Annotated in this window: 26 protein-coding genes and 2 pseudogenes; 20 read left to right on the forward strand and 8 right to left on the reverse strand. The window is 40.2% G+C overall.

Annotated elements, in window-relative coordinates; all coding sequences use genetic code 11:
* Positions 1 to 502 (reverse strand): annotated as a pseudogene (locus AC1Q8N_RS07720) (spore germination protein); the annotation flags it as partial.
* Positions 503 to 654: 152 nt separating this feature from the next.
* Between AC1Q8N_RS07720 and AC1Q8N_RS07725 the strand changes: the two are divergent.
* Positions 655 to 1,779 carry a homoserine O-acetyltransferase family protein gene (locus AC1Q8N_RS07725; RefSeq protein ID WP_098080053.1) on the forward strand — a complete coding sequence of 375 codons (1,125 nt, stop codon included), beginning with the start codon at positions 655 to 657 and terminating at the stop codon, positions 1,777 to 1,779.
* A gap of 49 nt (positions 1,780 to 1,828) precedes the next feature.
* On the opposite strand, the gene AC1Q8N_RS07730 is transcribed toward AC1Q8N_RS07725, so the two are convergent.
* A complete protein-coding gene (locus AC1Q8N_RS07730; protein WP_000171896.1) occupies positions 1,829 to 2,011 on the reverse strand; it encodes a hypothetical protein in 183 nt (60 codons plus the stop codon).
* A gap of 199 nt (positions 2,012 to 2,210) precedes the next feature.
* Between AC1Q8N_RS07730 and AC1Q8N_RS07735 the strand changes: the two genes are divergently transcribed.
* The 6 genes and pseudogenes from AC1Q8N_RS07735 (at position 2,211) to AC1Q8N_RS07760 (ending at position 9,386) form a co-directional block, all read left to right on the forward strand.
* Positions 2,211 to 2,516: a rhodanese-like domain-containing protein gene (locus AC1Q8N_RS07735; protein ID WP_000141210.1), complete on the forward strand. Its 306-nt coding sequence runs from the start codon at positions 2,211 to 2,213 to the stop codon at positions 2,514 to 2,516.
* 77 nt (positions 2,517 to 2,593) lie between these two features.
* Positions 2,594 to 2,818, forward strand: coding sequence for a spore germination protein (locus AC1Q8N_RS07740; protein WP_000512462.1), 225 nt, complete (start codon positions 2,594 to 2,596; stop codon positions 2,816 to 2,818).
* A gap of 20 nt (positions 2,819 to 2,838) precedes the next feature.
* Positions 2,839 to 3,162, forward strand: a complete 324-nt coding sequence (locus AC1Q8N_RS07745; RefSeq protein ID WP_001110863.1) for a hypothetical protein — start codon at positions 2,839 to 2,841, stop codon at positions 3,160 to 3,162.
* Between the two features lie 121 nt (positions 3,163 to 3,283).
* Positions 3,284 to 7,110, forward strand: a pseudogene (locus AC1Q8N_RS07750) (BclA-related collagen-like exosporium protein).
* 232 nt (positions 7,111 to 7,342) lie between these two features.
* On the forward strand, positions 7,343 to 8,356 hold the full coding sequence (gene moaA, locus AC1Q8N_RS07755; protein WP_087984854.1) for a GTP 3',8-cyclase MoaA: 1,014 nt from the start codon (positions 7,343 to 7,345) through the stop codon (positions 8,354 to 8,356).
* Between the two features lie 16 nt (positions 8,357 to 8,372).
* Complete coding sequence (locus tag AC1Q8N_RS07760; RefSeq protein ID WP_048540776.1) at positions 8,373 to 9,386, forward strand: molybdopterin-synthase adenylyltransferase MoeB; 1,014 nt, start codon at positions 8,373 to 8,375, stop codon at positions 9,384 to 9,386.
* A gap of 37 nt (positions 9,387 to 9,423) precedes the next feature.
* Here AC1Q8N_RS07760 and moaC read toward each other — a convergent pair whose 3' ends face one another.
* Positions 9,424 to 9,909 carry a cyclic pyranopterin monophosphate synthase MoaC gene (gene moaC, locus AC1Q8N_RS07765; protein ID WP_048540774.1) on the reverse strand — a complete coding sequence of 162 codons (486 nt, stop codon included), beginning with the start codon at positions 9,907 to 9,909 and terminating at the stop codon, positions 9,424 to 9,426.
* Positions 9,910 to 9,992: 83 nt separating this feature from the next.
* Between moaC and moeA the strand changes: the two genes are divergently transcribed.
* The 7 genes from moeA (at position 9,993) to AC1Q8N_RS07800 (ending at position 14,669) form a co-directional block, all read left to right on the forward strand.
* The gene (moeA, locus tag AC1Q8N_RS07770; RefSeq protein WP_098080047.1) at positions 9,993 to 11,282 is read left to right on the forward strand and encodes a molybdopterin molybdotransferase MoeA; all 1,290 of its coding nucleotides are present in this window, start codon (positions 9,993 to 9,995) and stop codon (positions 11,280 to 11,282) included.
* On the forward strand, positions 11,252 to 11,767 hold the full coding sequence (gene mobB / locus AC1Q8N_RS07775; RefSeq protein WP_098077520.1) for a molybdopterin-guanine dinucleotide biosynthesis protein B: 516 nt from the start codon (positions 11,252 to 11,254) through the stop codon (positions 11,765 to 11,767). Before moeA ends, mobB begins: the two co-directional genes overlap by 31 nt.
* Entirely contained in the window at positions 11,764 to 12,228 is a 465-nt protein-coding gene (gene moaE / locus AC1Q8N_RS07780; RefSeq protein ID WP_000185929.1) for a molybdopterin synthase catalytic subunit MoaE, read from the forward strand. The genes mobB and moaE overlap by 4 nt, the downstream gene beginning before the upstream one ends.
* A gap of 2 nt (positions 12,229 to 12,230) precedes the next feature.
* Positions 12,231 to 12,464: a molybdopterin converting factor subunit 1 gene (gene moaD / locus AC1Q8N_RS07785; protein ID WP_493521156.1), complete on the forward strand. Its 234-nt coding sequence runs from the start codon at positions 12,231 to 12,233 to the stop codon at positions 12,462 to 12,464.
* 92 nt (positions 12,465 to 12,556) lie between these two features.
* Complete coding sequence (locus tag AC1Q8N_RS07790) at positions 12,557 to 12,976, forward strand: DUF3888 domain-containing protein (RefSeq protein WP_098080045.1); 420 nt, start codon at positions 12,557 to 12,559, stop codon at positions 12,974 to 12,976.
* Between the two features lie 36 nt (positions 12,977 to 13,012).
* The gene (gene glcU, locus AC1Q8N_RS07795) at positions 13,013 to 13,870 is read left to right on the forward strand and encodes a glucose uptake protein GlcU (protein ID WP_048540762.1); all 858 of its coding nucleotides are present in this window, start codon (positions 13,013 to 13,015) and stop codon (positions 13,868 to 13,870) included.
* Positions 13,871 to 13,883: 13 nt separating this feature from the next.
* Positions 13,884 to 14,669, forward strand: coding sequence for a glucose 1-dehydrogenase (locus tag AC1Q8N_RS07800; protein WP_000286669.1), 786 nt, complete (start codon positions 13,884 to 13,886; stop codon positions 14,667 to 14,669).
* Between the two features lie 72 nt (positions 14,670 to 14,741).
* Here AC1Q8N_RS07800 and AC1Q8N_RS07805 read toward each other — a convergent pair whose 3' ends face one another.
* Positions 14,742 to 15,236, reverse strand: a complete 495-nt coding sequence (locus AC1Q8N_RS07805; RefSeq protein ID WP_000451450.1) for a CarD family transcriptional regulator — start codon at positions 15,234 to 15,236, stop codon at positions 14,742 to 14,744.
* A 253-nt stretch (positions 15,237 to 15,489) separates the two neighbouring features.
* Between AC1Q8N_RS07805 and AC1Q8N_RS07810 the strand changes: the two genes are divergently transcribed.
* Together AC1Q8N_RS07810 and AC1Q8N_RS07815 are read left to right on the forward strand one after the other, a co-directional pair.
* Positions 15,490 to 15,726 (forward strand): DUF2553 family protein, encoded by a 237-nt coding sequence (locus tag AC1Q8N_RS07810; RefSeq protein ID WP_000533808.1) that lies wholly within the window; start codon positions 15,490 to 15,492, stop codon positions 15,724 to 15,726.
* A 1-nt stretch (position 15,727) separates the two neighbouring features.
* Entirely contained in the window at positions 15,728 to 15,910 is a 183-nt protein-coding gene (locus tag AC1Q8N_RS07815) for a sporulation protein Cse60 (protein ID WP_000621751.1), read from the forward strand.
* Between the two features lie 34 nt (positions 15,911 to 15,944).
* On the opposite strand, the gene AC1Q8N_RS07820 is transcribed toward AC1Q8N_RS07815, so the two are convergent.
* Positions 15,945 to 16,172 (reverse strand): DUF3973 domain-containing protein, encoded by a 228-nt coding sequence (locus AC1Q8N_RS07820; protein ID WP_141520065.1) that lies wholly within the window; start codon positions 16,170 to 16,172, stop codon positions 15,945 to 15,947.
* Between the two features lie 424 nt (positions 16,173 to 16,596).
* On the opposite strand from AC1Q8N_RS07820, the gene AC1Q8N_RS07825 reads away from it, so the two are divergent.
* Positions 16,597 to 17,028, forward strand: coding sequence for an SRPBCC family protein (locus AC1Q8N_RS07825; protein WP_098080041.1), 432 nt, complete (start codon positions 16,597 to 16,599; stop codon positions 17,026 to 17,028).
* Positions 17,029 to 17,352, forward strand: a complete 324-nt coding sequence (locus AC1Q8N_RS07830; protein ID WP_000098837.1) for an ArsR/SmtB family transcription factor — start codon at positions 17,029 to 17,031, stop codon at positions 17,350 to 17,352.
* A 32-nt stretch (positions 17,353 to 17,384) separates the two neighbouring features.
* On the opposite strand, the gene AC1Q8N_RS07835 is transcribed toward AC1Q8N_RS07830, so the two are convergent.
* Both AC1Q8N_RS07835 and AC1Q8N_RS07840 read right to left on the reverse strand, forming a co-directional pair.
* A complete protein-coding gene (locus tag AC1Q8N_RS07835) occupies positions 17,385 to 18,824 on the reverse strand; it encodes an MDR family MFS transporter (RefSeq protein ID WP_075311134.1) in 1,440 nt (479 codons plus the stop codon).
* A 202-nt stretch (positions 18,825 to 19,026) separates the two neighbouring features.
* Positions 19,027 to 20,298 (reverse strand): BaiN/RdsA family NAD(P)/FAD-dependent oxidoreductase, encoded by a 1,272-nt coding sequence (locus AC1Q8N_RS07840; RefSeq protein ID WP_098080039.1) that lies wholly within the window; start codon positions 20,296 to 20,298, stop codon positions 19,027 to 19,029.
* A 254-nt stretch (positions 20,299 to 20,552) separates the two neighbouring features.
* On the opposite strand from AC1Q8N_RS07840, the gene AC1Q8N_RS07845 reads away from it, so the two are divergent.
* On the forward strand, positions 20,553 to 22,205 hold the full coding sequence (locus AC1Q8N_RS07845; RefSeq protein ID WP_001284033.1) for a putative polysaccharide biosynthesis protein: 1,653 nt from the start codon (positions 20,553 to 20,555) through the stop codon (positions 22,203 to 22,205).
* A 41-nt stretch (positions 22,206 to 22,246) separates the two neighbouring features.
* A complete protein-coding gene (locus AC1Q8N_RS07850; RefSeq protein ID WP_048540752.1) occupies positions 22,247 to 22,975 on the forward strand; it encodes a pseudouridine synthase in 729 nt (242 codons plus the stop codon).
* 80 nt (positions 22,976 to 23,055) lie between these two features.
* Here the strand turns inward: AC1Q8N_RS07850 and AC1Q8N_RS07855 are convergent, their stop codons facing one another.
* On the reverse strand, positions 23,056 to 23,277 hold the full coding sequence (locus AC1Q8N_RS07855) for a DeoR family transcriptional regulator (protein ID WP_000805512.1): 222 nt from the start codon (positions 23,275 to 23,277) through the stop codon (positions 23,056 to 23,058).
* Positions 23,278 to 23,594: the final 317 nt, after the last annotated feature.

Consider the following 23,594-nt stretch of genomic DNA (forward strand, 5'->3'; position numbering starts at 1 on the left):
GTTGATTCTGATTCGAGTCGTCTTGTTTAGAATTTTGTTGTTGATTCTGATCCGAGCCGTTTTGCTTAGAGTGTTGTTGCTGATTCTGATCGGAGTCGTTTTGTTTAGAGTGTTGCTGATTCTGATCGGAGTCGTTTTGTTTAGAGTGTTGTTGATTCTGATTCGAGTCGTCTTGTTTAGAATTTTGTTGTTGATTCTGATCCGAGCCGTTTTGCTTAGAGTGTTGTTGTTGATTCTGATCCGGGTCGTTTTGCTTAGAGTGTTGTTGTTGATTCTGATCTGAGTCGTCTTGTTTAGAATTTTGTTGTTGCTGCGGATCCTGAGAAGGCTCTTTGTGTTCCTCTTTTTTTTGTTCGCTATTGCTATCTTTATTATGTTTCATACTTCTAGTCTGTTCTTTGTTATCATCCTCTTGATTGTTAGGCTGTTGCTCCGAGTTATCTGTTTCGTTTTTCTCTGTCGTATTTGATTTTTTTTTCTTACGTAGCCAATTCCAGATCATATGTATGCCCTCTTTGATTGTGTAATATAGTGCTATTTTGTGGCTAATTTTGTATATTATTCATTTATTTATGAAAAGAAGGAGGAGAATGGTTTGCATAGAAAAAATCCTTTAGTAAGCAGTTCATACTATGACGGGAAGAGGGCGAGTCTGTGCAATTTGTAAAAAAAGAAAAATTTGTTTTAAGAGAGTTTACGTTTGAAAATGGTAGGGGAATTCCTGTTCAAATGGGGTATGAGACGTATGGTACTTTAAATAGAGAAAGGTCAAATGCAATTTTGGTATGCCATTATTTTAGTGCAACGAGTCACGCGGCAGGAAAATATACAGCGCATGATGGGGAGTCTGGTTGGTGGGATGGTTTAATTGGGCCGGGAAAAGCAATTGATACAAATAAATATTTTGTTATATGCACTGATAATCTTTGTAATGTGCAGGTGAAGAACCCTTATGTGTTTACAACGGGACCGAAATCGATTCATCCGAAAACTGGAGATGAATATGCGATGGATTTTCCGGTTTTTACATTTCTTGATGTAGCTCGTATGCAATATGAGTTAATAAAAGATATGGGAATCTCAAGGTTACATGCTGTAATGGGACCGTCAGCTGGTGGGATGATTGCGCAGCAATGGGCTGTTCATTATCCTCATATGGTAGAGCGGATGATTGGTGTTATTACGAACCCGCAAAATCCAATTATTACGTCGGTAAATGTAGCACAAAATGCAATTGAGGCTATTCAACTGGATCCAAGTTGGAAGGGCGGAAAATATGGAGAAGAGCAGCCAATGAAGGGACTTCATTTAGCAAATAGAATGATGTTTATGAACGCATTTGATGAGCATTTTTATGAAACGACATTCCCTCGTAATAGTGTAGAGAAAGAACCTTATGAAACATTTGCTGCATTAACATCATTTGAGAAAGAAATAAATAAAGTGACATATAGAAGTATAGAGTTAGTAGATGCAAATTCGTGGATATACACTGCGAAAGCAGTTTTATTACATGATATTGCGCATGGATTTTTGTCTTTAGAAGAGGCGCTTTCTAACATAGAAGCAAATGTACTTATGATTCCGTGCAAACAAGATTTGCTTCAGCCGTCACGTTATAATTATAAAATGGTAGACATTTTGCAAAAACAAGGGAAGTATGCGGAAGTGTATGAGATAGAAAGTATAAATGGGCATATGGCAGGAGCATTTGATATTCATTTATTTGAAAAGAAAGTTTATGAATTTTTAAATCGGAGAGTATCTAGTTTGGTGTAGAAAATAAATGGTGTGAAAAAGGTGCGATATATGTAGTAGGCACCTTTTTTTACATGATTTGTAGACGGAAAATATATGTGGCAATTGCTATACCGAAGAATGCGATACTAAGCAATAGAAATAAGAATGACATTTCTTGTGGTGATTTTATCTTTTTATTATTCTTCATACTAAGTGCAATAATTGCGGCGATTAAGAAAATGATGCCCGTAATGAAAAGAAAAAGTGTCATTTTCATTGGCTCCTTTCATAAAACAAGTATATTGAGGATACAATGCACGAGTTATATTTGTAAAGAATAAGTTTTGCGAGAAAATTGAGAAATAAAATTTCCATTCTTTGCGTTCTTTCTTTCGCATGCTAAAATTGACTAGATATGCTTGTTTAAGGAAGAGACTAAAGGTTTTATTGTATATAAGGAGGAACGACATATGACAGAAGTTAAAACAATTACTACAGAAGAAGTGCAAGAGCGTTTAGAAAATGGAGAAACGCTATTTTTAGTAGACGTAAGGGAAGATGAAGAAGTAGCGGCAGGGAAAATTCCAGAAGCTGTACATATTAAAATGGGTGATATCCCAAATAAAGTAGATTTCTTTGATAAAGAGAATGAATATATCTTTATTTGTCGCTCGGGAATGCGCAGTGAAAATGTATGTCATTATTTAAATGAGCAAGGATTTAAAACAATGAACATGGTTGGCGGTATGCTTCAATATGAAGGTGAAACGAAATAAGTAGCTAAAAAAACTTGAAACGTGTTTGTTTCAAGTTTTTTTCTTTTGCATACAGTGTACAAAAGGGGGATAGGTAAATGGGGATTAACTTGCGGAAAGTAAAAATTATTAATAATACAGGGGCTGTTAATGTCGGTGACTGTTATGATATCTCACCTTTAGCTGTAGCAAAAATATATGCAGGTGCTGGAGGATCGAGTGCGGCTGTTTTTTTAAATGGGAAAAGGCAGCCAGAAGCGGTGATTCGAACATCAGTATTTCTTCCGCCATTAGCAACGAGTACACGTACATTAGGTTCGTAGAGGAAAGGTAGAGTGTAATTATGCCTGCTCATATAAAAGAGTTTGTTATTGTGAATAACACTGGGAATATATTTACTGGTGATAATTTGAGTGATACGTCATTTACTGCTACGAAATCCTATAGTGGCTCAATGGGGTGCACTTGGATCGACGTTGTTACAGTAATAGGGACGGAGACGAAGCTTTGTTTACAGCCGGGTGATTCGGTGACGACAACATATACAAGAGGTACTCCTGCCGGTACTGTAACAGGAACAAATATGGGGCAAAGTGTAAATGCATCGAGTATAGCACAAGCTGTCCCTAATACAGATAATATGGATTCAATTGCTGGACTCCCTTAAGGATTTAAGGGAGTTTTTATTATTTCAAATAAAAATAGTCTTTGAGTTTGTTTTTGTAAATACATATTAAGAAGAAGAGGTTTGTTTAATGTAAAAAAGATGGTGTGCAGGTGGTGAAAGTGTGAGAGAGCGCGATAAAAAACATTCATTAAACTCTAATTTCAGAATTTCACCAAATCTTATTGGTCCTACCTTTCCACCCGTTCCAACGGGATTTACTGGCATTGGGATTACTGGCCCAACCGGTCCACAAGGTCCGACTGGCCCTCAAGGACCAAGAGGATTACAAGGTCCAATGGGGGAGATGGGCCCTACAGGACCTCAAGGTGTGCAAGGGATACAAGGACCAGTTGGACCAATAGGTGCAACAGGACCAGAAGGACAGCAGGGGCCGCAAGGATTGAGGGGAGCACAAGGAGCAACTGGAGCGACAGGACCAGAAGGAGTGCAAGGGTTACAAGGTCCGATTGGTCCAACCGGAGCGACTGGGGCACAAGGTATACAAGGGATACAGGGGTTACAAGGTCCGATTGGAGCGACTGGACCTGAGGGACCTCAAGGAATTCAAGGTGTGCAAGGGGTACCAGGTGCAACAGGTCCACAAGGAATACAAGGGGCACAAGGGATACAAGGATCACAAGGACCAAGTGGAAATACAGGAGCAACGGGAGCGACTGGTCAGGGGATAACAGGTCCGATGGGAGTAACCGGTCCAACAGGGATCACTGGCCCATCAGGAGGACCTCCTGGTCCGACCGGGCCGACTGGTGCGACAGGTCCGGGTGGTGGACCGAGTGGAAGTACAGGAGCAACCGGAGTAACGGGAAATACTGGGGCTACAGGAAGTACAGGGGTAACAGGAGCAACGGGAAGTACAGGTCCGACTGGAAGCACGGGAGCACAGGGCTTGCAAGGAATACAAGGGGTTCAAGGGCCAATTGGACCAACAGGTCCAGAAGGTCCGCAGGGTATTCAAGGTATTCCTGGTCCGACGGGAGTAACTGGTGAACAAGGAATCCAAGGAGTTCAGGGTATTCAAGGGGCAACGGGAGCAACAGGGGATCAAGGTCCACAAGGTATACAGGGAGCTATAGGGCCTCAAGGTGTAACAGGGGCGACAGGAGATCAAGGTCCACAAGGTATACAAGGAGTACCGGGTCCAACAGGAGAAACGGGACCACAAGGAGTTCAAGGGATCCAAGGTCCGATGGGTGATATAGGACCAACAGGTCCAGAAGGCCCAGAGGGACTTCAGGGCCCGCAAGGAATACAAGGTGTGCCAGGGCCAGTTGGAGCAACGGGTCCAGAGGGTCCCCAGGGGATACAAGGTATTCAAGGACCGGTAGGAACAACAGGCCCACAAGGTCCACAAGGAATTCAGGGAATACAAGGTGTGCAAGGGATAACGGGAGCAACTGGAGTACAAGGAGCAACTGGAATTCAAGGGATACAAGGGGAAATAGGAGCAACGGGTCCAGAGGGGCCTCAAGGAGTGCAAGGTGCTCAAGGGGCGATAGGTCCAACAGGTCCAATGGGAGCACAGGGAGTACAAGGAGTTCAAGGAATTCAAGGTCCGACGGGAGCGCAAGGAGTGCAGGGGCCGCAGGGAATTCAAGGAATCCAAGGTCCGACGGGGGCAACAGGAGAAACGGGAGCAACTGGGGCGACAGGAGAAGGCACTACAGGCCCAACAGGGGTAACCGGTCCAACAGGGGTAACAGGCCCATCTGGAGGACCAGCAGGACCGACCGGCCCAACGGGGCCATCAGGTCCGGCGGGAGTAACAGGTCCATCTGGTGGACCACCTGGCCCGACAGGAGCAACAGGTGCGACAGGAGTAATAGGAGATACTGGGGCGACAGGCTCAACTGGAGTGACAGGAGCGACAGGAGAAACGGGAGCAACCGGAGTGACGGGTTTACAAGGTCCGCAAGGAATCCAAGGAGTGCAAGGAGAGATAGGTCCGACGGGTCCCCAAGGTGTTCAAGGTCCGCAAGGAATTCAAGGAGTAACGGGGGCCACTGGAGATCAAGGTCCGCAAGGGATTCAAGGCCCACAAGGCGACATAGGTCCAACCGGCCCACAAGGAATTCAAGGCCCACAAGGTTCTCAAGGAATCCAAGGAGCGACAGGGGGAACAGGAGCACAAGGCCCACAGGGAATCCAAGGTCCGCAAGGTGACATAGGTCCGACTGGGCCACAAGGAGCAACTGGAATCCAAGGGATACAAGGAGAGATAGGTCCAACCGGTCCAGAAGGCCCAGAGGGACTTCAGGGCCCGCAAGGAATACAAGGTGTTCAAGGGCCAGTTGGAGCAACGGGTCCAGAGGGTCCTCAGGGGATACAAGGCATTCAAGGACCGGTAGGAGCAACAGGCCCACAAGGTCCACAAGGAATTCAGGGAATACAAGGTGTGCAAGGGATAACGGGAGCAACTGGAGCACAAGGAGCAACTGGAATTCAAGGGATACAAGGGGAAATAGGAGCAACAGGTCCAGAGGGCCCCCAAGGAATGCAAGGTGTACAAGGAGAGATAGGTCCAACTGGTCCGATGGGGCCACAAGGAGTGCAAGGAGTACAAGGAATTCAAGGAGCGACGGGCGCACAAGGAGTGCAAGGTCCACAAGGAATTCAAGGAATCCAAGGTCCGACGGGGGCAACAGGAGATACGGGAGCAACAGGTGCGACAGGGGAAGGGACTACAGGCCCAACAGGAGTAACCGGTCCAACAGGGGTAACAGGCCCATCTGGAGGACCAGCAGGACCGACCGGCCCAACGGGGCCATCAGGTCCGGCGGGAGTAACAGGTCCATCTGGTGGACCACCTGGCCCGACAGGAGCAACAGGTGCGACAGGAGTAACAGGAGATACCGGGGCGACAGGCTCAACTGGATTGACAGGAGGGACAGGAGAAACGGGAGCAACCGGAGTGACGGGTTTACAGGGTCCGCAAGGAATCCAAGGTGTTCAAGGAGAGATAGGTCCAACTGGTCCACAGGGTATTCAAGGTCCACAAGGAATCCAAGGAGTAACGGGGGCAACAGGAGCACAAGGTCCACAAGGAATTCAAGGCCCACAAGGCGACATAGGTCCAACCGGCCCACAAGGAATTCAAGGTCCACAAGGTCCTCAAGGAATCCAAGGAGCGACGGGGGTAACAGGAGCACAAGGCCCACAGGGAATCCAAGGTCCGCAAGGTGACATAGGTCCGACCGGCCCACAAGGCCCAACTGGAATCCAAGGAATTCAAGGCAAGGCCCGCAAGGAATTCAAGGTCCAACGGGAGCTACAGGAGCAACCGGAGCGACAGGTCCCCAAGGAATTCAAGGCCCACAAGGAATTCAAGGCCCGCAAGGAATTCAAGGTCCAACGGGAGCTACAGGAGCAACCGGAGCGACAGGTCCCCAAGGAATTCAAGGCCCGCAAGGAATTCAAGGCCCGCAAGGAATCCAAGGTCCAACGGGGGCAACAGGAGCAACCGGTTCACAAGGTCCAACCGGAGCCGGAGCCACTGGGGCGACCGGGGCGACTGGAGTTAGTACAACTGCAACGTATGCATTTGCGAATAATACATCAGGAACCGCTATTTCCGTTTTATTAGGTGGTACAAATGTACCATTACCGAACAATCAAAATATTGGACCAGGAATTACCGTTAGCGGAGGAAATACCGTATTTACGGTTGCGAATGCGGGGAATTACTATATAGCTTATACAATAAATTTAACAGCCTCTTTACTTGTAAGTTCGCGTATAACTGTAAATGGCAGTCCGCTTGCAGGAACAATAAATTCACCAGCAATAGCTACAGGTTCATTTAATGCGACAATCATTGCTAATTTGCCTGCTGGAGCCGCTATTAGTCTGCAGTTATTTGGATTACTTGCAATAGCTACATTATCTACGACAACACCAGGAGCTACGCTAACTATTATTAGGTTAAGTTAATAGGGAGAAAACCTTGGGGCTTTTATGCTTCAAGGTTTTTTATCTCGCATTAATTGCCCGTAAAAGCCCGATTGGTGAGGGCTGATTAAAGTTTCACTTTATCTAGTTATTTGTAGGTAGTCTAATTGGTTAGGAAAGTTTCACTTTATTCACTTGAGCAAAAACATCGCAGTTCGAAAATATATTATAATAGAATGAAAAGAGAGAAATTTGGCAGAAAGGGAGAGTGGCGATGCAGGAGATGGTTACAGATTTTTTTGGGCGCCCACTTCAAGATTTGCGCATATCTGTCATTGATCGTTGCAATTTTAGATGTACATATTGTATGCCAGCGGAAGTTTTTGGGCCAGATTATGCTTTTTTGAAAGATGAGTTTTTACTGACGTTTGATGAAATTGAACGTTTGGCAAAACTATTTGTTAGCATCGGTGTACGAAAAATTAGACTTACTGGTGGCGAGCCACTACTGCGTAAAGATTTAACAAAACTTATTGCTCGTCTCGTGAAAATTGAAGGGTTAGTAGATATAGGGTTAACGACAAATGCAATTCATTTAACGAAACAAGCAAAAGCATTAAAAGAAGCTGGATTACATAGAGTAAATGTTAGTTTGGATGCAATAGATGACGATGTATTTAAGGACATTAATGGCCGGAATATCAATACAAAACCTGTTATAAAGGGAATTATGGCTGCAAAAGAGGCCGGGCTTGATGTAAAGGTAAATATGGTTGTGAAAAAAGGGATGAATGAACATCAAGTACTTCCGATGGCTGCTTATTTTAAAGAGCAAGGAATCACACTTAGGTTTATTGAGTTTATGGATGTTGGTAGTACAAATGGATGGAACTTTGATCAAGTCGTTACAAAGCAAGAATTAATTGAAATGATTCATAGTGTGTATCCACTTGAGCCAGCTGAAGCGCATTATTTCGGTGAAGTTGCGAAGCGATATCGTTACGTTGGAACAAATATCGAAGTCGGTTTTATTACTTCTGTTTCAGAATCATTTTGTTCTTCTTGTACGAGAGCAAGAATTTCGGCAGATGGAAAGTTTTATACTTGCTTATTTGCGACAGAAGGATTGGATGTAAGGGAACTTCTTAGAGGAAATCTTTCGGATGATGAGTTAGTAAGCGTTATACAAGATGTATGGATGAATAGAAAAGACAGGTATTCGGATGAACGGACAGAAGAAAGTGCAAAGAATCGTCCGAAAATTGAAATGTCTTATATAGGAGGATAAGAAAGGGGGCTATCGTATGCAGGAGCGATATTCAAGACAAATATTATTTTCTGGTGTTGGAGAAGAAGGTCAGAGAAAAATTAGAGAGAAGCATGTGCTTATTATCGGCGCTGGTGCTCTCGGGGCAGCGAATGCAGAAGCAATTGTTAGGGCAGGTGTTGGCAAAATAACAATTGCGGATCGTGATTATGTAGAATGGAGTAATTTACAAAGGCAACAATTATATACAGAAGAAGATGCAAAGCAATATAAACCAAAGGCGGTAGCAGCAGCAGAGCATTTACAAGCGATTAATTCTGAGGTGAAAATAAATCCGGTTGTGACTGATGTAACGGTGCAAGAAATGGAAGAGCTAGTGAATGATGTAGATTTAATATTAGATGCGACAGATAATTTTGAAACGCGTCTTCTTATTAATGATATTTCACAAAAGTATAATATTCCGTGGATATATGGTGGTTGTGTCGGAAGCTACGGAGTAACGTATACAATTTTACCAGGAAAAACACCGTGTTTCCGCTGTTTAATGGAACATCCAGCGAGCGGGGCAACATGTGATACGGCTGGTATTATACAGCCGGCAGTACAATTAGTAGTTGCGCATCAAATAACGGAAGCGCTGAAAATATTAGTAGAAGACTATGGGGCACTTCGCGAAACGATGTTATCGTTTGATCTTTGGAATAATCAACAGATGGCATTTAAAGTGAATAGGCAGAAAAAAGACACATGTTTATCTTGCGGAAGATTACGTACATATCCGAGTTTAACATTTGAAGCACAAACGAAAACAGAAGTGTTATGTGGCCGAAATACAGTACAAATCCGTCCAGGTGTGCGGAATGAATTTAATTTAGAAGAAATTAAAAAGCGCTTACAAAGAAGTGTGGATGTAAAAGCTACTCCGTATTTATTATCATTTCCGGTGGAGGAATTTCGGTTTGTTTTATTTACAGATGGCAGGGCGTTTATTCATGGGACGAATGATATAAATATAGCAAAACGCTTATATGCAAGATATATAGGTTGAACCTAAAGGGAGCCCTTTAGGTTCAACGGAGAGAAGATTAAGACTTTCTCGTATAATCTCCACTTTTTCCACCTGTTTTTTCAAATAAGTAAGTTTCGCCAATAATCATACCTTTATCAACAGCTTTGCACATATCGTACACAGTAAGAGCTGTAGCGGAAGCGGCTGTTAAAGCTTCCATTTCAACACCGGTGCTACCTTCTGTTTTAACTTTTACTTCAATAAGTAATCGATATTGTTCTTCGAATTGTTTCCAATCGAAAGAAACGTCAACACCTTTTAATAATAAAGGATGGCACATTGGGATAATATCAGAAGTGCGTTTCGCAGCCATAATACCTGCGATTTGTGCAACTGCTAATACGTCACCTTTCCCAATTTCATTGTGAGAGATTTTATCGTAAATTTCTTTTGTAACGACAATGCTAGAGCACGCAATTGCTGTTCGGACGGTTGCTTTTTTGTCACTTATATCAACCATCTTCGCGCGTCCTTGGTCATTAAAGTGTGTGAATGAAGACATGGAATTCCTCCTTGAAGTAATTTCTATTTAATATATAAAGTTTAATCGAGATAAAAAAAATTGCAAATATGAGGTGAGAAACGATGATAGAAAAACGAATTCCAATTCAAGTTGCTGAGGCAGTAGAGAGAGTAATGGAATATGCGAAAAATGGTGAAGTAGAAGAGGTTTCTATTACGGAAAGTTACGGGAGAATTCTTGGGGAGGATGTTATCTCTGATCATGACGTTCCTCATTTCGATCGTTCTCCTTACGATGGTTTCGCGATTCGAGCAGAAGATACGAAAGAAGCAAATCAAGAGAATGCGATTGAGTTTGAAGTAATAGGAGAAATCGGGGCAGGATCTGTTTTTATAGAAGAAGTAGGACCTTTTCAGGCGGTTCGTATTATGACAGGAGCAGCTATTCCAGAGGGGTGTAATGCAGTCGTAATGCTAGAGCTGACGGAAGGTTTTGAGAAGAATGGAAAAACATATATGAAGGTAAAGCGTCCTTTTAATAGTGGTGACAATGTGTCGTTTAAAGGGGAAGATATAAAACGAAATCAAGTTCTCGTTAAGAAAGGTGTTGCAATCAATCCAGGTATTGCCGCCTTATTAGCAACGTTTGGATATAGTACTGTGAAAGTTGTAAAACAGCCTATTGTTGGTATCCTGACGACAGGAAGCGAATTGTTAGAAGTACACGAGTCGTTACAACCGGGGAAAATTAGAAATAGTAACTCGTATATGATTGCAGCTCAAATTATGAAAGCCGGAGGGAAAGTGCGTTATTATGGCCAACTTGCTGACGAGTTAGATGCATGTTTTGCAGCTGTTCGATCGGCGATGGATGAGGTTGATATTTTAATTACGACAGGCGGTGTGTCGGTAGGAGATTATGACTACTTGCCAGCTATTTATGAAAGATTACAGGCGAATGTACTCTTTAATAAAATAGCGATGAGACCAGGAAGTGTAACGACAGTAGCTGAAGTTGATGGAAAGTTACTTTTCGGTTTATCAGGAAATCCGTCAGCTTGCTACGTAGGCTTTGAGCTATTTGTGCATCCGGTTATAAAAACATATTTGTATGCGAAAGAACCCCACGTATATAGAGCGGATGCTATTTTACAAAAAGATTTTCCGAAGCCAAATCCGTTTACTCGTTTTGTAAGAGCAAACGTGACAATCGTAGACGGGGCATTACAAGCGATGCCGGTCGGTTTAGATAAATCGAGTGCGGTCTCTTCACTCGCCGATGCGAATGCTTTTATTGTGTTGCCTGGAGGAACGAGAGGATTTGAAGCAGGGATGAAAGTATCTGTATTATTGTTAGAGCACGACGAGGGATGTGATTGGCCATGGGCAAAGCCCCTTCAATCTTACAAATAGTAGGATATCAAAATAGCGGAAAAACAACGTTTATTGAGAAAATTGTATATGCATTAGCTGAACGAAACATGAAAGTTTCTACAATTAAACATCACGGGCACGGAGGTTTTCCAGAAGTAGCGCAAAAAGATAGTGAAAGGCACCGAAAAGCTGGTGCTGTTGTCAGTAGTGTAGAAGGCGATGGATTACTTTCACTGTCGTCATTAAGAGAGGAATGGTCTTTGCAAGAAATTATTCGCTTATATGAGTTTTTTGAAGTGGATACAATTTTAATAGAGGGCTATAAAAAAGAGAGATATCCGAAAGTAGTATTACTTCGTTCTGCGGAAGACGTTGAACTTTTACATAAAGTAGAAAATATAGTAGCGGTTATTACGTGGCATGATGCACCTGCAAACTTACGAGAAGAATATAAAGTATTTCATATAACAGAAGAAGAGTGGTATATAGACTGGTTTATACAAACGGTAAGGAGTACGAAATGACAAATACGTATTATGAAGTAATTGATACAGAAATCTCGATTGAAGAGGTAGCGAAGAAGGTTATTCGCCGCGAATGTGGTGCTGTTACAACATTTATTGGAACGGTTAGGGAGTTTACGAAAGGGCGTCGTACATTATACTTAGAATATGTCGCTTATAAAACGATGGCAGAAAAGATGCTAGAGAAAATTGGCTCAGAAGTGAAAGAGAAGTGGCCAGGTACACACGTTGCGATTACACATCGCATCGGTACACTGCAAATTTCTGATATCGCGGTTGTTGTTGCTGTTTCAACACCGCATCGTAAAGCGGCCTATGAGGCGAATGAATACATTATGGAACGCATAAAACAAATTGTTCCGATTTGGAAAAAGGAGTTTTGGGAAGATGGAGACTCATGGATTGGTGATCAATTAGAAAAAACACCATATCCGGCGGGAGAGCCTGGGAAGGAGCTATAAGTATGATTCGAGTATTATTATTTGCGCACTTGCAAGAAGAAGCAGGAACAAGTGAATTACAAATAGAGAAAGAAAATATTACGGTTGCAGAGTTAAAAGATGTTGTTGCTAAAGAATATAATGTACCAGTGGCAGCATCAACTATGGTTGCGATTAATGAAGAATACGCAAATGAAGAGGATACGATCCGAGATGGTGATGTTGTTGCACTAATCCCACCAGTGAGCGGTGGTTAATATTGGATTCATTAAAACGACTTTCCTACATAGGGAAGTCGTTTTTTTATGGAAGTTTTGCGAACACTAACTTATAGAACAAGGAGGGTGTTATGAAAAAAATATGTGTAGTTATTACAATGCTATGTGCAATCTTTTTCTCTTCTCCAAGTGATTCTTTTGCGAAAGAATCGAGGGAGCAGCTGTTAGAGAGTGCATTATCAAATAGGTACTATTCAATTATTAGACAAGTGACAGAAGATCAGTATGAATGTGCTTCCGTTATAAATATAAAACGTCTCGGTAAGAACGGTGAGTTCGTTCCTAGATTTGAAATTACGCTACAATTTCTTACGTTCCAAGGTGCACATAATCCGCCGAATGATAAAGTTACACTTATTTTGGAAGATTATTTAGATCACGTAAAAATAAAGAAGGTGGAGCGAGAAAAGAATGTTTCTGGTGCTATTGCAGAAAAAGTTTGTGAACGGGAAAAAGAAAAAATAAAAGCTCACTCTAATGATTCAGAGTGATAACTTATGACATTTAGTAAAGAAAGGTAATGAGCGATGGACATACTTTTAGCGATTTTACCGGCTATATTTTGGGGAAGTATTGTGCTATTTAACGTGAAACTGGGCGGGGGACCGTATAGTCAAACGCTCGGTACAACGTTTGGGGCACTTATTTTCTCAATTGTTGTTTATATTTTTATGAAGCCAGTATTAACTCCTACTGTTATTGGAGTTGGAATTGTGTCAGGTTTATTTTGGGCACTTGGTCAGGCGAATCAATTAAAAAGTATTGATTTAATGGGCGTTTCGAGAACGATGCCCATTTCAACAGGACTGCAATTAGTTGCGACGACTTTATTTGGAGTCATCGTATTTCATGAGTGGTCCACGACTATATCGGTCGTCCTTGGCGTTTTGGCTCTTGTTTGTATTATTATCGGTGTTATTTTAACATCACTTCAAAGTGAAGAAGAAAAGAGTGCAGAGCAGGCGGGGAATTTTAAAAGGGGCATTATCATTTTATTGATTTCAACAGTCGGTTATTTAGTTTACGTAGTAGTGATTAGGCTATTTAACGTAGATGGTTGGTCAGCTTTATTGCCACAAGCAGTTGGTATGGTGTTAGGGGGCGTTTTGCTTACGTTTAAACATCATCCATTTAATAAATATGCACTACGAAATATTATCCCAGGATTAATTTGGGCAGCTGGAAATATGTTTTTATTCATTTCGCAGCCGCGTGTTGGAGTGGCAACAAGTTTTTCGCTATCGCAAATGGGAATTATTATTTCAACGCTTGGCGGGATTCTTATATTAGGTGAAAGAAAAACGAAACGCCAATTAACGGGGATTGTTGTAGGTATCGTTTTTATTATCGCAGCCGGAATAATGTTAGGTGTTGCAAAAAGTTAAAGGGGGTATTGAAATGTATAGTGATTTAGCAGGAAAAGTTGTCGTTATTACAGGATCAGCAACTGGTCTTGGAAGAGCGATGGGAGTACGGTTTGCTAAGGAGAAAGCAAAAGTAGTAATTAACTATCGCTCACGAGAGTCAGAAGCGCATGATGTATTAGAAGAAATTAAAAAAGTAGGCGGAGAAGCGATTGCTGTAAAAGGTGATGTGACAGTTGAATCTGATGTCGTGAACCTCATTCAATCTGCTGTGAAAGAGTTTGGTACGCTTGACGTTATGATTAATAATGCAGGGATAGAAAACGCGGTCCCGTCGCATGAAATGCCGTTAGAGGATTGGAATAAAGTAATCAATACAAATTTAACAGGTGCTTTTTTAGGAAGCCGTGAAGCGATTAAATATTTTGTAGAACATGATATTAAAGGTTCTGTTATTAATATGTCGAGTGTTCATGAGAAAATTCCGTGGCCACTATTCGTGCACTATGCGGCGAGTAAGGGTGGTATTAAACTGATGACAGAAACGTTAGCGCTAGAATATGCACCAAAAGGTATTCGAGTAAATAATATTGGGCCAGGTGCAATAAATACGCCAATTAATGCAGAAAAGTTTGCTGATCCTAAAAAACGTGCTGACGTAGAAAGTATGATACCGATGGGCTACATTGGAAAGCCGGAAGAAATTGCAGCAGTCGCAACGTGGCTCGCTTCATCAGAAGCGAGTTACGTAACTGGAATTACGTTATTTGCAGATGGTGGAATGACTTTATACCCGTCGTTTCAAGCAGGTCGCGGGTAATATAAAAGGACAAAGAGGTTTATCTCTTTGTCCTTTTTTCTGCAAAAAAAATAGCGGTCGGCTATTTTAAATTTAATGATTAATTGTATCTTGAAGAAATTCTGTTGCTTGATGTTCAGAAACATTTTGCACAAGTGCAACTTCGCTAATCATCATTTTGCGTGCATTATCTAGCATTTGTTTTTCGCTCGCATTTAATGCTCTCTCTTTATTACGGCGAAGTAAATCGCGAACAACTTCTGCGCTATCTTGCAGATTGCCGTTTTTCATTTTTTCCATATTCATTGTATATCTCTGTTTCCAGGAAAGTGATGTGTCTGATTCCCCGTTTTGAAATTCAAGAAGTATAACATCTAACGTACCTTTATCTACGATATAACGAATACCTGATTTTTGTAATTGATCCATAGGAAGCATTATTTGCATGTCTTTACTAATGATACGTATCACACAATATTGACGTGTTGTTCCTAATATTTCTTTCTCTTCAATGGCTTCGATGACTCCTGCGCCGTTCATTGGATAAACGATTTTATCGCCAATTTGAAACAAATCATCCACCTCCATATGTGGTAACCACTTTTAATGATAGCACAAGTAAACAAAAATGTCAAATTTTATATAATACCATAATGTTAATATTATAGTCAATAAGTAAAAGCTCTTTTTTATATATATTTTTTGCTCTTACTTATTGATGATTTTTTTGAAAAATAGTACAGGCGAAGAAAGAAGGCATATCCACTTATTTTTAAGCATAAAATGTAAAATCGCTAATACAATATACCTAAATCCGTTCTTTGCAAGGGAGGGAGAGAAGGTGGGGCGCACAATAAGAATTGATATTACAAATAAAGTTGTAGCTAAATTTAGACCGGATTATTTGGAATTATATACGAGTAAATTTATGATAGGTAAGTTTTATGTCTATACTGAAGGTAAACAATATGTGTTAGAAGACGGATATATATATGAAGACGGAAAATTTTATCGCATCATAGATACGCACCGTGGCAATAATCAAGCGGCGGAGGGCTGCGATCTAGGATGGTGTTAACATGATTCGTGTAAAAGTGTTTGATGAAAGTCACGAAAAAGACTTAGAAGACGCTGTAAATGTTTTTTTGAAAAAGATTGATGATAGTAATTTTGTAGATATTAAGTACCAAGTCGGTGTTTCTATTAATGATGACGAAAACCAAATTTATTGTTTTTCAGCAATGATCGTTTATAAAGCATAAAAAAGAGCTGGGTGAGCCAGCTCTTTTTTATGCTTTATGTTGGGACAACATGTGTCGGTAATACGTTCATAATAGATTGAGTTTTGCCTAATTTCTTTTTCGCTAAAAGAGGCTCCCCTGTTTCATGGTTTTGGGCATCTGTACACATACCAAGGTGATAACGATCACCTAAAAATGGATCGATATAAAAACCGTTTTTGAATACTTTATCATTCGGATGTTTTTCATGGTGAATGTCAGAGCAATTAATGCAATAGAACATAGCTTTCATCCCCTTTTTATTTTTGTTTGAAAAAAGTGAGTTGGTAGTCATTTCGCTCCTAAGGAAATGTTGAGGAGAAGAGAAATAACTACCTACTCAAATGGTGGGCATATTCCTTCTGATTTTTCATATCTCGCGTAGTGTCCCTGAGGGAAGGAGGAGAGACGAAATACGCATGATATACGTAAGGCACTTCTTTCAAGATGAATGATGGAGTTTCATGTTGAGAGAAGTTTTTATTTTTTGTTGCCTTTGTGAGTATATTATGAGGGAATGCTCAGAGGGTGTTTGTCCTGTTGAAAAAATGTTGAGAATTTCTCAACAATAAAAAATAACTAGCGTTGACATGAAACTAAAAGGTGTTATATTATCAAAGTGTAACCAAAAGGTGTTATATTTAATTGCCGAATAAAGGAGAATGAAAATGGAACAACAAAATACATTAACTGATATTAAACAAACGATCGTTTTTAACGCGTCTATTCAAAAAGTATGGAATGTAGTATCAACTGCAGAAGGGATTGCGTCATGGTTTATGCCGAATGATTTTGTATTAGAGGTAGGACATGAATTTCGTGTGCAATCACCATTTGGCCCATCACCATGTAAAGTGTTAGAAATTGATGAACCAAACCATCTATCTTTCTCATGGGATACAGATGGCTGGGTCGTTTCATTTAATCTGAAAGACCTAGGAGATAATAAAACAGAATTTACGTTAATTCACGGCGGCTGGAAACATCCTGATGAAATTCTTCCGAAAGCGAGTGCGAAGAGCTCTATTATTCGCGATAGAATGAGTGGCGGCTGGGTAGCGATTGTAAATGAAAAACTGAAAAAGGTTGTTGAAGGCTAAGTGTCTTCATCAGCAGCGAAATATGATGTATTTCAAGCAATTGCTGATCCAACCCGCCGAGAAGTAATACGGTTATTAAGTGATAAAGAGTTACCGATTTCCAAAATAACGGATCATTTTCCGATGAGTCGTACTGCGGTTGTAAAGCACCTTCATATTCTTTCGGAAGCGAATTTAGTAAGCGGAAGAAAAAGCGGAAGAGAGAAGATATATCGTTTGCATCCAGAACCATTAGAGGAATTACAACAGTGGCTCTCATATTATGAACGTTTTTGGGATAATAAATTATCTATGCTGAAACATATTGTGGAGAATGAAGAGTAAAAAGAGGATGACCAAAATGGTCATCCTCTTTATTATTGCTCACTTGTTTGAGTAGCTGGTTTTAATAAAATCCAAGCGATAATTAGTGTAAATACTGCTAATACGAAAGTACTCATATAAATGACGTGTACACTTGATGCTAATGCGGATTGCGATTCGGTTACTACGTTTGCTGTAGTTCCTCCGTGTCCGCCGCCAGATACAAGATCAAGGTTTTGAATACCGCGTGCATGAATCATCGTATTAAAGATTGTGCCAAAGATTGCAGCACCTAACGTTTGACTAAATGTATTAATAAATGTGTTTAAACCAACGGCTGTTCCGCGTGTATGAGCTGGTACAGCTGCTTGAATTGTTACCATATAAATAGGTGTCACAAGCCCCATTCCTAATCCGAATAATCCGACTGCTACATAAATAAGGAACGATGGTGAATTTGTTGATAATGTAAATAATAAGAACGTAGCGACTGATAAAATGCTAGCTCCAAGTAAAATGATTTGTTTCGTTTTTAATTTGCCTACTAAGTTACCAGAGAAAATAGCGCCAAATGTCCACATAACAGGGATTGGCATTAAAATAAGTCCGGCTTCTGTCGCATTTTTTCCTAATACACCTTGGCTCCAAATTGGAAGGTACATTGTAATACTAATGATCATTGCGCCAGCAATGAGCGTTAATATGTTTATTGTAGATAATGTACGGTTAGAGAAAAGTGCTAGCGGAATTAATGGTTCCGGAGATTTTTTCTCAATGAATAAGAAAATAATGAATGAAACGACGGCAAAGATTAATAGGCCGATAATTGTTATGTCGCCCCAGTTTTGCTTACTGCTACCTGTTAATAATGCATATAGTAGAGCGATCGTACTTAATGAGAAGACTGTTGCACCAAGATAGTCGATATGGTGTTTAGCGGGCTTAATAGATTCTTTGTAGTAAATGGCGATCATTAAGCAAGCGATAATTCCAAATGGGACGTTTAAGAAGAAAATATAACGCCAAGATAGAGAATCAACTAAAAATCCACCGACTAACGGTCCGATAACACCTGATACACCCCAAACGGCACTCATCCAACCTTGTGCTTTCGCGCGGTCTCTCGCTTCGCTATATAAGTCTCCAATAATCGTCATTGTGATCGGCATAACAGCACCAGCACCTATACCTTGAAGAGCACGGAAGAAGATTAATTGTTCCATTGATGTAACGACTCCGCAAAGCGCAGAACCGATTAAGAAGATTGTAGCTCCGATGAGTAAAACTTTTTTACGGCCGAATAAATCAGCTAACTTTCCGTATATTGGAGTCGAAACAGCTGTTGCAAGCATATAAATTGCATATACCCAACTAACAAGTTCGACGCCTGACAAATCACTCGTTATACGAGGGATCGCTGTACTAACAATCGTTCCTTCTACCGCAGAAAGAAACGTCATTAGCATTAAAGACATCATGACTTTTTTTCTCATATTTTTTCCCCTTACCCTTTTTCAAATATTCAACAATATAAAATATAAAGGTACTAAGGTATATAAAGCAACAAAAAAGCAATGGGAAGTTAGGAGGAGCGTATATTTGTCGCTTATTTTCGGTAAGTCGATATATTTAAGAAAACGCCGATATAATTTCATATACCTATAAAAAAAGAAACAGGAAGCCCTGTTTCTTTTTTTAATATTGCATTTTTGCGTTTTCTCCAGCTGTTGTTCCGGCAATTCTACCAGTAACGAGAGCAGATGTAATATTATAGCCGCCAGTATAACCGTGAATATCAAGAACTTCTCCGCAGAAATATACGCCGTTCATGAATTTAGAAGACATTTCTTTCGGGTTAATTTCTTTAACGGATACACCGCCGCCAGTAACGAATGCTTTTTCAATTGACTGCGTACCATTTACATTCACAGTAAACTCTTTAAAGTCTTTCACAAGTGCACGAATCTTCTCGTGAGAAACTTGTCCAGCTTGTTCGCTGCCATCAATTTCATTCTTTTCTAATAAGAATAGGAAGTAACGTTCAGGAACATAACCTTTTAATACATTTTTAATTCCTTTTTTCGGATCTTCTTTCATTTGTTTCAGCATGCGCTGGAATAGTTGTTCACTATTTTCTTCTGGCAATGCATCGATACTCATTTGAATCGTATTCGTTTTAAACTTTTTCAGTGCTTTCACGACGAATTGGCTACAACGAAGAGCGGCAGGACCAGATAGGCCGAAATGAGTGAAGAGCATGTCCATTTTGTGAGAAATGATAGCTTTTCCTTTCGGGTTTAATACGCTTAAGTTAACATCGCGTAAAGCAAGACCTTGTAAGGAGCGATCACGAATAAATGGTTCGTTTGAAAGGATGGGTACTTCTGTTGGGAATAGCTCTGTAATTGTATGCCCAGCTTTTTCAGCCCAAGCGTATCCGTCTCCAGTAGAGCCAGTTTGAGGAACGGATTTTCCGCCAACAGCGATAACGACATGATTCGTTTCTAACACTTCGCCAGTTTGCAGTACGACTGCTTTCGTTTGACCGTTCTCATATTCAATTGTTTCAACCGGTGTATTCGTACGGATTTTTACACCTAAGTCTTTTAATCGTGTTAAAAGTGCGTCTACTACTGATTGTGCTTTATTTGATACAGGGAACATGCGACCATGATCTTCTTCTTTTAGTTGCACGCCAAGCTTTTCGAAGAATGTAATAATATCTTCATTATTGAAAATAGAAAAAGCGCTGTATAAGAAGCGACCGTTTCCTGGTATATGTTTAACGATCTCATCAAGTGGTAGACGGTTCGTTACGTTACAACGACCACCACCAGAAATCGCAAGTTTACGCCCTAGTTTATTTCCTTTATCAAGAAGTAAGACACTTGCGCCTTCTTCTGCAGCACCGATTGCAGCCATTAGCCCAGAAGGCCCGCCACCGATGACAATAACATCATAATGCATAATATATCGACCTCATTTTCTACATTTCCTGCCTAAAAGAATAGCATGTTTTCCCTTAAAAGAAAAATAGAGTGAAGTACTGCTTAAGGAGAGAATTGTGGTACAATACAAAAGTTAGAGTTCAGCACTATCCTGCTATTTGTGGGCCATAGGACTAAAACCTTAAGAGTTAGGGGAAGTCTAATAGTTCTCGAATGCTCGAATAGTTCAATTAATTATAGTTTCACTTTATGTAGATGTAGGAGGATTTTTGTATGTCCGATTCGAAATTTCTGCGCGGAACGCTTATTGTTACGTTAGGGACATTTTTAGTAAAGTTCTTAGGCATGATTTACGTTTTTCCGTTTCATGCATTAGTAGGTACAGAAGGCGGAACGCTCTATACATATGGATACATTCCATATACGATCTTTTTAAGTATTGCAACGGCAGGGGTGCCGCTTGCTGTTTCCAAATTTGTTTCCAAATATAATGCGCTTGGCGATTATAAAACGAGTCGGAGAATGTTCCGCTCGGGAATGGTTATGATGATAGTAACAGGAGTTCTTTCGTTCCTAGTTCTATACATGACAGCGCCACTGTTTGCAGAAGCAATGCTTGGTAAACAAAGTATACACAGTAATGTAGAAGAAGTTACGACGATTATTCGTCTTGTAAGTTTTGCACTTATTGTTGTACCGGCAGCGAGTTTAATTCGTGGTTATTTCCAAGGTCACCAATCGATGGGACCGACTACTGTTTCGCAAATTATTGAACAAATTATTCGTATCGTCTTTTTATTAGCGGGTAGTTTTATCGTTATTAAAGTACTTGGCGGTACAGTTGCAACAGCAGTTGGGGTAGCGACATTTGCTGCGTTCGTTTCAGCAGTTGGAGCGCTCGGTGTACTCATTTGGTACTGGCTAAAACGTAAAAAACATTTGGATCAATATTTAATTGAACAAACTGTACCAGAATCGACAGTGAGTACGGTTCAATTATTTAAAGAATTATTTGCATATGCGATTCCTTACGTTGTAATTGGGTTAACAATTCCTTTATATCAACAAATTGATACATTGACATTTAACTCAATTATGCAAGCGATTGGCCAAGGGGATATCGCAGAGCGAGCGCTTGGTATTTTCACAATGTGGACGCATAAATTAATTATGATTCCTGTATCGCTTGCAACAGCGTTTAGTTTAACGCTTGTACCAGCGATTACAAAATCATTTACTGAAAAACAATACCGTTATTTAAAGTTACAAATTACACAAACATTCCAGGCAAATATGTTCTTAACATTGCCAGCAGTTGTCGGTATTTCAACACTTGCGTATCCAATTTATACTGCGTTCTATGACTCAGATCCACTAGGTGGACAAGTATTAATGTGGTATGCACCGGTTGCGTTGTTATTCGCTTTATTTACAGTAACAGCAGCAATTCTGCAAGGAATCAATCAACAAAAACATGCGATTGTCGCGCTTATTATGGGTGTTATTTTGAAATTCGTATGTAACGTAATCTTTATTCGTTATTTCGGTACAGTTGGAGCGATTTTAGCAACTGCAGTCGGATTCTTAGCTTCCGTATGGTATACGAATCGACAAATCAAAAAACATGTACACTATTCATTTGGTGTTGTATATAAGAGAACTTTCCAAATTGCAGTATTAACACTTGTAATGGTCATTGCTGTAAAGTTATCACAATGGACTCTGTCCTTCATGATCTCACCTGATGGCCGAATGGGTGCTCTTATTACAGTTGTGGTTTGTGCAGGTATTGGTGGTCTTGTGTATGGATTGTTAGCAATTCGCACAGGAGTACTTGAACGAGTATTTGGCGGAGAAGCGTTAGAGAAAATCCAACGTAAACTTGGCAATAGATTCAAAATAAAGTTGAAATCAAAAGGGGCGTAATTACGTCCCCTTTTCTATGATAAACAAAGAAGGTGAAAAACGTGAGATTAGATAAATTATTAGCAAATATGGGATATGGAAGTAGAAAAGAAGTAAAGAAATTATTGAAAGACGGCGTTGTAAAAATTGATGGAACGCCAGTGAAAGATGCGAAGGTTCATGTAAATGTAGAAGAGCAAGAAGTTATGATTCACGGAGAAGTTGTGGAATATAAAGAGTTTGTTTATTTAATGTTGCATAAACCACAAGGCGTTATTTCAGCGACAGAAGATGATAATCATGAAACGGTAATAGATTTATTAGAGTTAGAAGATGCAATCTTTGATCCGTTCCCAGTTGGACGACTTGATATTGATACGGAAGGTTTCTTATTGATAACAAATGACGGGAAGTTATCACATCAATTGTTATCTCCGAAAAAGCATGTGCCGAAAAAATATTATGCACACATTGCAGGAGTAGTAACAGAAGAGGATGTAAAAGAGTTTGCTAAAGGTGTTATTTTAGATGATGGCTATGAAACAAAGCCAGGTGCACTTACAATATTAAAAAGCGATGAGATTTCTGAAATCGAGCTTGTAATTACAGAGGGAAAGTTCCATCAAGTGAAGCGTATGTTTGAAGCGGTAGGGAAAAAAGTAGTCTACCTAAAGAGAACAGAGATGGGACCATTAGTATTAGATGAAGAGCTAGAACTTGGACAATACCGAGAGCTATCAGATGAAGAAGTAGAAATGTTAAAAACATATCAAGTAGATACTGAGAAATAGTGCTGTTTTTGGCGCAGAAAAGACCCCTTTCTAATGAGTTAGAAAGGGGTATGTATTTATTTACATACAATTATTTTTCGTTATGAGGTCATTCTCACTTTCTTTCCTGTTGTTGTCCACTTACCGCGGCAAGGGCTATACACGAGTTCATTAAACTGCAACACATTTAGATCACGTTGTATCGTTCGCGGTGTGATCCCGAACTCATCTACAAGGTCTTTCGTCGTTACCGTTCCGTTTTCATTGATGTACATATAAATTGATTTAATGCGTGTTAGCATACGAGTAGTTGTAGGTTTCAAGAGAAAACCACTCCTCTACTAGTTTTTTTGACCCCATTCAGGAAAGAAGGTCGTTACTACCATTGTACTCTACATGATAAAATTCATGCTTTAATCTACTTAAATTTTACAGAAATTTAACAAATATTCATATAGAAAAATATTGGTAGTTGACATTGTATATATGGTCAGTCAACTAACACATAAAATTCTACGTAAAACGCCAAATTCCTGCAAATTTTTTTAGAAAAATAAAAGAAAAACTAATAAGAAATATCTGAAATATTACAATTGTTAGGTATTTGAGTTTCGTATATGGCATAAGAGATTTCGGTTTG

The sequence above is a fragment of the Bacillus sp. GW823-FHT06B01 genome, from assembly GCF_058952315.1.